This is a genomic window from Microbacterium sp. ISL-103, assembly GCF_018613995.1.
In the GTDB taxonomy this organism is placed as follows: Bacteria; Actinomycetota; Actinomycetes; order Actinomycetales; family Microbacteriaceae; genus Microbacterium.
In genome coordinates, this window is record NZ_JAGGPD010000047.1 from 1 (window position 1) to 9,165 (window position 9,165).

The 9,165-nt window shown below is 67.8% G+C and carries 7 protein-coding genes, 1 other RNA gene and 1 pseudogene; 3 read left to right on the forward strand and 6 right to left on the reverse strand.

What is annotated here, in order from left to right; genetic code table 11:
• Positions 1-578, forward strand: a 578-nt coding sequence (locus J7E68_RS02225) for a hypothetical protein (protein WP_215169467.1), incomplete at its 5' end; no start/stop codon positions are given.
• A 151-nt stretch (positions 579-729) separates the two neighbouring features.
• On the forward strand, positions 730-1,878 hold the full coding sequence (locus J7E68_RS02230) for an AI-2E family transporter (protein ID WP_215169469.1): 1,149 nt from the start codon (positions 730-732) through the stop codon (positions 1,876-1,878).
• On the opposite strand, the gene J7E68_RS02235 is transcribed toward J7E68_RS02230, so the two are convergent.
• The 4 genes from J7E68_RS02235 to J7E68_RS02250 form a co-directional block, all read right to left on the reverse strand.
• Positions 1,865-2,779: a diacylglycerol kinase family protein gene (locus tag J7E68_RS02235; RefSeq protein ID WP_215169471.1), complete on the reverse strand. Its 915-nt coding sequence runs from the start codon at positions 2,777-2,779 to the stop codon at positions 1,865-1,867. The genes J7E68_RS02230 and J7E68_RS02235 overlap by 14 nt on opposite strands.
• Before the next feature lie 70 nt (positions 2,780-2,849).
• Positions 2,850-5,825 carry a bifunctional [glutamine synthetase] adenylyltransferase/[glutamine synthetase]-adenylyl-L-tyrosine phosphorylase gene (locus J7E68_RS02240; RefSeq protein ID WP_215169473.1) on the reverse strand — a complete coding sequence of 992 codons (2,976 nt, stop codon included), beginning with the start codon at positions 5,823-5,825 and terminating at the stop codon, positions 2,850-2,852.
• A gap of 9 nt (positions 5,826-5,834) precedes the next feature.
• On the reverse strand, positions 5,835-7,172 hold the full coding sequence (glnA, locus tag J7E68_RS02245; protein ID WP_042541155.1) for a type I glutamate--ammonia ligase: 1,338 nt from the start codon (positions 7,170-7,172) through the stop codon (positions 5,835-5,837).
• Between the two features lie 2 nt (positions 7,173-7,174).
• Complete coding sequence (locus J7E68_RS02250; RefSeq protein ID WP_053096290.1) at positions 7,175-7,387, reverse strand: hypothetical protein; 213 nt, start codon at positions 7,385-7,387, stop codon at positions 7,175-7,177.
• Positions 7,388-7,457: 70 nt separating this feature from the next.
• Here J7E68_RS02250 and ppgK point away from each other — a divergent pair, with 70 nt between their 5' ends.
• Positions 7,458-8,204: a polyphosphate--glucose phosphotransferase gene (ppgK, locus tag J7E68_RS02255; protein WP_215169475.1), complete on the forward strand. Its 747-nt coding sequence runs from the start codon at positions 7,458-7,460 to the stop codon at positions 8,202-8,204.
• A 71-nt stretch (positions 8,205-8,275) separates the two neighbouring features.
• Here the strand turns inward: ppgK and rnpB are convergent.
• Positions 8,276-8,632: RNase P RNA component class A (gene rnpB, locus J7E68_RS02260), an RNA gene on the reverse strand.
• 30 nt (positions 8,633-8,662) lie between these two features.
• A pseudogene (locus J7E68_RS02265) lies at positions 8,663-9,165 on the reverse strand (DNA polymerase); the annotation flags it as partial.

The window sequence follows — 9,165 nt, forward strand, 5'->3', positions numbered from 1 at the left end:
AGACCGCCGACCTCGCCCGGCTTCGGGAGGGGGAGCTGCGACGCCCGGTCGCTCTCGTGGTCGTGTTCCTGGCCGTGGGCCTTCTCGCATGGGATTCGCTCACGGGTGCGATCTTCGGTAGTGCCGCAGCCGTGACCGGGATCGAGGCACTGTCGTGGATCGCGATGCTCGTGACCTATGCGGGCGCCTTCGTGATGGCCATTTACGCGGGCCACTACCTGGGCTCGAAGCCCTATGCGATGGCGACCCTCGCGGTCCTCGGGATGCTCGCCGCACGTGTGGTGATCCTCATGGTGACTCTCGCATCGATCGGCGCGCCGGATCTGATTCCGTACTACCTCGCGGCGATGCTCCTGCACGTGCTCACACTGGGTGTCGTCCTGCTCGGCGTCTTTGTGGGCCGACGCCGTCAGCCGCGTTTCGTCGCCGAGAAGGCGGCCCGATTGGACGCCGCACTCCACGGCTCGAGGAGGGATGCGCCTGGTGGCGCCGGTGGCGCGGTCGGCGCTGCGATCGCGCCACCGGAAACAGCACCGAACACACCGGGGCCGACGGACCCGACGTCCGGTCCCTCGTAAGACTCTCATCAACTCCTTCGGCGCAGACATCCGTTCAGGTGTCCACAGTCGTTCCCGTCGACGTCGCCCCCTGCGGTGACCGTGTCGCGCTTGCTTCCGAAGGCCGCGGATGGTGCACTGAGAGGTCGGGAACTACAGAGGGGACGACGCCATGCGCCGGAAGACCGAGAAGCAGCTGCTGAGGCACACCTCTGAGACGCCGCCGGCACAGCCGAAGACCGCAGCTGCGGCGATCGCCCGCATCAACCCCTTCATGTTCGGTCTGCTGGGCGCTCTGGGTGTGCTCGTCGCATTGATGCTCGGCGGCATCGTCAATCAGCTCGCGACAGTGCTGGTCTATATCGGCGTGGCGATCTTCCTGGCACTCGGGCTCGACCCGATCGTCTCGTTCATCGAGCGAAAGCTCCCCCGCCCGGCGGCCGTCGCGATCGTCGTCTCCGTCGTCATCCTCGCGTTCGCGGGAATCATCCTGGCCATCGTGCCTCTGCTCGTCGAACAGATCACCAACCTGATCCAGGATGGCCCGAAGATGGTCGAGGACTTCATGGCCAGCGCGTGGTTCAAGGATGTGAGCGAGCAGTTCGGCTCCACCTTCGACGACGCGGCGCAGGGCGTGCTGAGCTTCGTCCAGGACCCGGGCAACATCCTGAACATCAGCGGCGGGGTGTTCGCGGTCGGCGCCGGCATCGCCGGCGGCTTCACCGGCGTCACCATCGTTCTCATCCTGACCCTGTACTTCATGGCGTCCCTTCGCAGCATGAAGCGCGTCGCAGTGCGCTTCGTCCCCTCGTATCAGCGGGAGACCTTCGGAGGGCTCCTGGAAGACGTCTCCGGCGCCGTCGGCCGCTATGTGATGGGACAGGCCAGCCTCGCGCTCATCAACGGCATCCTGAGCCTCATCGTGCTGAGCATCATCGGCGCACCGGTGCCCGCGCTGCTCGCGCTGATCGCCTTCATCGGGTCGATGATCCCACTCGTCGGAACGCTGAGCGCATCGATCATCAACTCGCTGATCTGCCTCATCGTCAGCCCGGTCACCGCGCTCATCGCGTTCGGCTACTACCTCGTCTACATGCAGATCGAGGCATACGTGCTGTCGCCGCGCATCATGAACAAGGCGGTCGCCGTGCCCGGGGCGCTCGTGGTGATCGCCGCGGTCGCCGGCGGGGCGCTCGGAGGCATCCTCGGGGCGCTCGTCGCGATCCCCGTGGCCGCCAGCGTCATCATCATCGTGCAGAAGGTCGTCTTCCCGACGCAGGACAGCAAGGTCGTCCCGCCGGGAACCCTCAGCGAACGATGAGGGCGGCGGGCTGGACCCGCACCGAGAACTTCGAGACCTCGCCGACCTCTTCACCGTCGATCTCGAAAGCCAGAGGCGACGACAGCTCGACCGTCGCCTTCTCCGCCGAGATGTGGCGCGTGGACTCGCTGCTCACCGCCTCGTCGACGCTTCCGAGGATGCGACGGATGCCGTTCTCCCAGACGAACGTGCGCACGGTGTCGAGCCACTGCAGCGGTCCGTTGGCGCTCACCAGCAGCATGTCGAGCAGACCGTCGTCGAGAACCGCATCGGGAAGCAGGCGGATGCCGCCCTGCACCATCCCGCAGTTGCCGATCAGCATGGTGTGGCCGCGCAGCTCCTGCGCATCGCCGTCGTCGAGCGTGACCGTGATGTCGGTCATCTCGGTGCCCGCGAGTGCGCGACCCATCGCCTCGACGTAGGCGAGCCAGCCCGCCTTGTCTTTGAGGTCGTCGTCGGTCTCGACGAGCATCTGCGCATCGATTCCGAAGCCGACCATCACGACGAACACGTGTTCGGTGCCGTCCAGGTCGACCCAGCCGATGTCGATCTTCCGCGGTTCGCCGTCGCGGACACGCTTCAGGGCCGCCGGGATGTTGTTGAGAGGGATCTCGAGGTTGCGGGCCAGCAGGTTGCCGGTGCCCTGCGGGACGATTCCGAGAGCCGTCTCGGTGCCCGCGAGCGCTTCGGCCACGGCTCGGACCGTGCCATCGCCCCCGACCGCCACCACGACGTCGCAGCCGGCCTCGACGGCCTGGGCCGCCATTCCCCGACCGGGATCGTCGACGCTCGTCTCCCACCATTCGACATCCGAGGTGAATGTGTCGGACACGGTGGTGCGCAGCTTGCCCTCATCGATTTTCGAGGGGTTCCAGATCACACCGAGCTTCGAGATCGTCATGCGCTCAGCCTGAGCGACGGGCAGGGGAAAAGCAAACGACGCGCCCACCCCTTGACTCGCAGCTCACCGCCTACCCGTAGAAGAGCTGCTCGAAGGCTCTGCGCGCACGCCGGGTCACTCCGAGATAGTCGTCGTCGAGCACGCTCGCCGACCGGTCGGGGTAGCCCAGCAGGCGACCGATGGCGTCGAGAGCCCGCGGGTCGGTCGGAAGCACGTCGCTGGTCTTGCCCGTGTACAGCGTGATCGCCGACCGCAGCCGACTCGACAGAAGCCAGGCGGCTCGCAGAAGATCAGCGGATTCGGCGGGCACGAAGCCCGCCTCGACGGCCGCCTCGAGTGCCGTGAGCGTCGAGGTGGTGCGCAGCGCCGGCACGTCGTGGGCATGCTGCAGCTGGAGCAGCTGCACCAACCACTCGACGTCGCTCAGCGTGCCGGGGCCGAGCTTCAGATGACGGCGCGGATCCACGCCCTGAGGCAGCCGCTCGCCCTCGACTCGCGCTTTGATGCGCTTGATCTCGCGAGTCCCCTGCAGATCGATCTCGACCGGATACCGGATGCTGTCGGCGAGGGCCGTGAACTTCTCGATGAGCGTGGCGCTGCCGGCCACCCCTCGGGCCCGGAGAAGAGCCTGAGCCTCCCACGAGAGCGACCAGCGGCGGTAATACTCCGCATACGCGTCGATCGAGCGCACGATGGCCCCGTTGCGCCCCTCCGGGCGCAGATCGGCGTCGAGGTCGAGGGGCACCCGGTGATCGGTGAGGTGCTCGCGGAGGCCCGCGACGATCCGCGTGGCGAGTCCCTGCGCGCGCTGAGGATCGACGCCGTTCGCGTCGTAGACGTAGAGGATGTCGGCGTCCGAGCCGAAGCCCAGTTCCGCTCCCCCGAAACGGCCCATCCCGATCACCGCGAAATCGAGGGCCTCGTCGTCGACCGGGACGATCTCGCGACGGACCGCGCGCAGCGCCGCCTGGATCGTGGCGTCGGTGATCTCGGTGAGCGAGGTCGCGACCTGCTCGATCGAGAGCACATCGAGCACGCCGCCCATCGCCGTGCGCAGCAGCTCGCGCCGTCGCAACGCCCTGACCGCCTGCAGCGCGTCGCCCACATTGCGGTGGCGTGTCTGGATCGCTCTGGCCTCTTCGTCGAGTGCGGCGCCGCTTCGGGGCCGCAGCAGGTCGCTGCTGTCGAGCCAGGCGACGGACTCGGGGATCCACTCCATGAGCTCGCCGACGTAGCGCGACGACGACAGGAGCCTCGTCAGGCTTTCGGCGGCACCCGATGAGTCGCGCAGCATCCGAAGGAACCACGGAGTATCGCCGAGCCGCTCGCTGATGCGCCGGAACGCGATCAGCGCGTAGTCCGGATCGCTGCCGTCGGCGAACCAGCGCACCATCACCGGCATGAGGTGCCGTTGGATGGTCGCCTTGCGGCTCAGCCCCGTCGTGAGCGCACCGATATGACGGAGCGCCCCGGCAGGGTCGCGGAATCCGATGGCCATGAGCCGGTCGTGCGCCTGTTCGGTCGACAGCGTGCGCTCTTCCTCCGGCAACGACGCGACGGCGCTGAGCAGCGGACGATAGAACAGCCGGGTATGGATGTCGCGCACTTCGCGCCGCACGCTCTCCCACCGCGCCCAGATCGCCTCGCCCGAGTCGCCGAGGCCGGTGCTGCGCGCGAGCACGCGCAGGCCCGCAGGCGTGCGGGGCATCAGGTGGGTGCGACTGAGCTCGCGCAGCTGCAGTCGATGCTCCATGAGCCGCAGCACGCAGTAGTCGTCGGCGAACGATGCGGCCTCCGCCCGACCGATGTAGCCGCCCTCGACCAGAGCGTCGAGGCTCTCCAGCGTCCCCCTCGTGCGCAGACGCGGGTCGGTGAGGCCGTGCACCAGCTGCAGGAGCTGCACCGTGAACTCGATGTCACGCAGACCCCCGGAGCCGAGTTTGAGCTGGTAGGGAGCATCCTCGGGATCGATGTGCTCCATGACCCGCTCGCGCATGCGCTGCACGCTGTCGACGAAGTTCTCGCGCGCGGCACTGGAGAAGACCTTCGGCTGCACGGCGGCGATGTACTCGGCCCCGAGCGCGGCGTCTCCTGCGAGCGGCCGCGCCTTGAGGAGCGCCTGGAATTCCCAGCTCTTGGCCCAGCGGTCGTAGTACGCCAGATGCGAGCCGAGCGACCTTACCAGGGCGCCCTGCTTGCCCTCGGGTCGCAGCGCCGCGTCGACCTCCCACAGGGGCGGCTCGACCTCGATGCCGCTCAGCCCGCGCATCGTCTCTCGGGCGAGGCGCGTGGCGATGTCTATCGCGCGCGCTTCCGACACGATCTCCTCGTCGGTCGTGCCGCCGACGAAGATGACGTCGACATCGCTGACGTAGTTGAGCTCGCGTGCTCCGGCCTTGCCCATGCCGATGACCGCGAGCTGAGTCGCCGCGACCTGCTCTCGGTTCACGGTGTCGGCGAGCCGGCATCGGGCGATCGCGAGCGAGGCCTCGAGCGCCGCCCCGGCGATGTCCGCCAATGCCGCTGCCACATCGGCGACGATGCGCACGGGGTTGTGCACGGTCAGGTCGATGGCTGCGATCGCGGCGAGGTTGCGCCGATAGGCGACGCGCAGGGTGACCACCGCGGCGTCATCACCTGACTCGGCGAATCCCTCGCTCGCGCCGACCGCGTCGAGCATGCGCCCCCGCAGCTCGTCCGCGGTGGGGAGCTCGGTCGACTGGTCACCGAGCACCGCGATCTCGGTCGGATGCCGCAGGAAGAAGTCGGCGAACCCCTGGGAGGCGCCGAAGACCCGCCACATCCGCCTGCGTGCTCGTGGATCTGCGAACAGCGCCGCGATCGGAACCGCATCGCGGCGCGCGACCCGGAGCATCCCCTCGACCGCCGCATCGGGATCAGCGGCGTCCGCCTCGCTGAGCAGCAGAGAACGCTCGACGCCGATCAGCGTCGCGAGTTCGGTGAGGTTCGCGGCGGCCTCGCTGAGTTCGGCGAAACCGAGCCTGGCCAGGGCGGAGAGGGAGACGGAGTCGTCCGAACGGGCCATGCGCGACCCTCAGAGAAGCTCGAGGTTGTTCTTCAGCTCGAGCGGCGTGACCTGGCCGCGGTAGGCCTCCCACTCCTTGCGCTTGTTGAGAAGCACGTAGTTGAAGACCGACTCCCCGAGGGTCTCGGCGACGAGCTCGGAGCTCTCCATGTACTCGAGCGCGTGGTCGAGGCTGGCCGGCAGTGCCGAATAGCCCAGAGCGCGACGCTCGGCGTCGCTGAGCGACCACACGTTGTCTTCGGCCTCGGGAGGCAGCTCGTACTCCTCTTCGATGCCCTTGAGGCCCGCGGCGAGCATGAGCGCGTACGCGAGGTACGGGTTCGCCGCCGAGTCGAGGGCGCGGTACTCGACCCGCGAGGATCCGCCCTTGTTGGGCTTGTACATCGGCACCCGGACGAGGGCTGAGCGATTGTTGTGACCCCAGGTGACGAAGCTCGGGGCCTCGTCGCCGCCCCAGAGCCGCTTGTACGAGTTGACGAACTGATTGGTCACCGCCGCCATCTCGTTCGCGTGGCGCAGCAGCCCGGCGATGAAGTGACGACCGGTCTTGGAGAGCTGGTACTTGGCGCCCTCTTCGTAGAACGCGTTGCGCTCGCCCTCGAACAGCGACATGTGGGTGTGCATGCCGCTTCCCGGGTGCCCGCTCAGCGGCTTCGGCATGAACGTCGCGTAGACACCCTGCTCGATCGCGACCTCTTTGATGACCGTGCGGAAGGTCATGACGTTGTCGGCCATGGTCAGCGCGTCGGCGTACCGCAGATCGATCTCGTTCTGGCCCGGCCCACCCTCGTGGTGGCTGAACTCGACCGAGATGCCGAGATCTTCGAGCATCCGCACCGAACGGCGACGGAAATCGTGCGCCGTGCCGCCGGGGACGTTGTCGAAGTATCCGGCGGAGTCGACCGGAACCGGCCCTTCCGGGCCGAACGACGAGGACTTGAGAAGGTAGAACTCGATCTCGGGGTGCGTGTAGAACGTGAATCCGGCGTCAGCGGCCTTCGCGAGGGTGCGCTTGAGCACGTGCCGCGGATCGGACACCGCGGGTCGGCCGTCGGGAGTCGTGATGTCGCAGAACATGCGCGCGGTCGGATCGATCTCGCCGCGCCACGGCAGGGTCTGGAACGTGGTGGGGTCGGGTTGGGCGAGCAGGTCGGACTCGTAACTGCGCGTGAGTCCCTCGATCGCGGAACCGTCGAACCCGATGCCCTCGGCGAAGGCGCCCTCGACCTCAGCCGGTGCGATGGCGACGGACTTGAGCGTGCCGATGACATCCGTGAACCACAGGCGCACGAACTTGACGCCGCGCTCTTCGATCGTCCGCAGGACGAAATCCCTCTGCTTGTCCACGGTCACTCGGCCTTGCCGATGCCGGCGTCCCAGCCGCTCTCGGCGGCTTCCTCCTCGGCCCAGGCGCGCGAGCGCTCCTTGAGCTTCTCGGGGGCACGGGATGCCTCGGCCTCCGTGTCGAAGGGCCCGACTCGATCGGCGGATGCGGAGATCATGCCGAACTCCACCTGACCGGTCTCCAGGTTGTACCAGTACTTCTCATCGCCGTTCGACATGGCAGATCCCCTTCATCACGTGGTGTCATCGATCCTACTGGCGCTGAGCGTGGTCGCTAAGCTAACCACCATGGCAAAAGCGATCGGCGTCGACATCGGCGGCACGGGTATCAAGGCAGGTCTGGTCGACCTCGAGCACGGCACCATGGCCTCGGACAGGGTGCGTGTGCCCACTCCTGAGGGCGCATCACCGGAGGACGTCCTGCAGGCCGTGAAGACGGTATTGAAGACGCTCGACGTCAAGGACAAGACTCTCCCCCTCGGCGTGGCGTTCCCGGCGATCGTCAAGCGCGGCAAGACGCTCTCGGCCGCCAACGTCTCGAAGGAATGGATCGACTTCGACGCCGAGCGGTTCTTCCGCGACGGGCTCGGGCGCAACATCGTCTTCGTGAACGATGCGGATGCCGCAGGTGTCGCGGAGGCCCGCCACGGCGCGGCGCGGGATGTACGCGGCTTCACGCTGCTGACGACCCTCGGCACGGGCATCGGCTCGGCGTTCCTGTACGACGGAGTCCTGCTGCCGAACACCGAGCTCGGTCACCTGAACTTCGGGGAGTACGAATCCGTCGAGACGTACGCGGCGACGTCGGCGCGCGAGCGCGAAGAGCTCAGCTGGGCGGAATGGGCCGAGCGCCTGCAGAAGTTCTACTCGCACATCGAGTTCCTGTTCAGCCCCGACCTGTTCGTGGTCGGCGGCGGCGTGTCGAAGAACGCCGGAGACTTCCTGCCGCTGCTCGACCTCAAGACTCCGATCGTGCCGGCGATCCACCGCAACAACTCGGGCATCATCGGCGCCGCATCGCTCGCAGGCGACTGACCGCCACACCACACCACACCACGACACGAAGAAGGCCCCGCTGGATCAGCGGGGCCTTCTCGATGTCTGGGCGAATGGGCCGACCTGTACGCCGGGTTCTGTTCCGGGGTTCTTCGCCCCTTCGACGGCCATCTCTCTCGGCGACACGTTGCCGTGGCACTCTAGCGGTCTACCCGAGGACTCGGCGAGCCGCGTCAACATCCTCTGTCTGACCTTGCTCCGGACGAGGTTTACCTGGCGGGCCATGTCACCATGGCCCCCGGTGGTCTCTTACACCACCCTTTCACCCTTACCCCTCGCGGGGCGGTCTGCTCTCTGTGGCACTTTCTCGCGGATTGCTCCGGGTGGGCGTTACCCACCGTCCTGCCCTGAGGAGCCCGGACGTTCCTCGGTGCGGTCACCCGCCACGCGGCCGTCCAGTCGACCCATTCGCATGCCCAGTCTACGACCAGGCCCGATCACTTCTCTGCGGACTCCGCGATGCGCAGATCGAGTGGCACGTCGATCGGGAATCCCCCGAAGAGGCGACGCGTGGCGACGGCTGCCGCGTCGCGCACCGCGTCGGCTGCGGCCTCGGCCTGCTCGGCGGGGACATGCAGGATCACCTCGTCGTGCAGGAAGAAGGCCAGATGCGCGCGGGAGCGGAACACCGCGGATGCCGGCGCCGGGCGTTCCGCGTCCGGCAGGCTCTGCAGGCGATGCCGGATCTCGGCGAGCCAGATCAGCGACCATTCGGCCGCCGTGCCCTGCACCACGAAGTTGCGGGTGAAACGGCCCCAGTCGCGTGCGCGGCGGCGGGCGAGCGCGACGGCGGTCGGAGCCGCGTCGGCGTCTGTGGCGGCCGCCTGCATCGCCCCCCACTCGGTCGACGGGCGCGGAGACGGGCGTCCGAGCCCGGTCGAGACGCCTCCCCCGCCTTCGCCGAATCGCGCCGCCCTGTCGACCCGCGCCATCCCCCGCG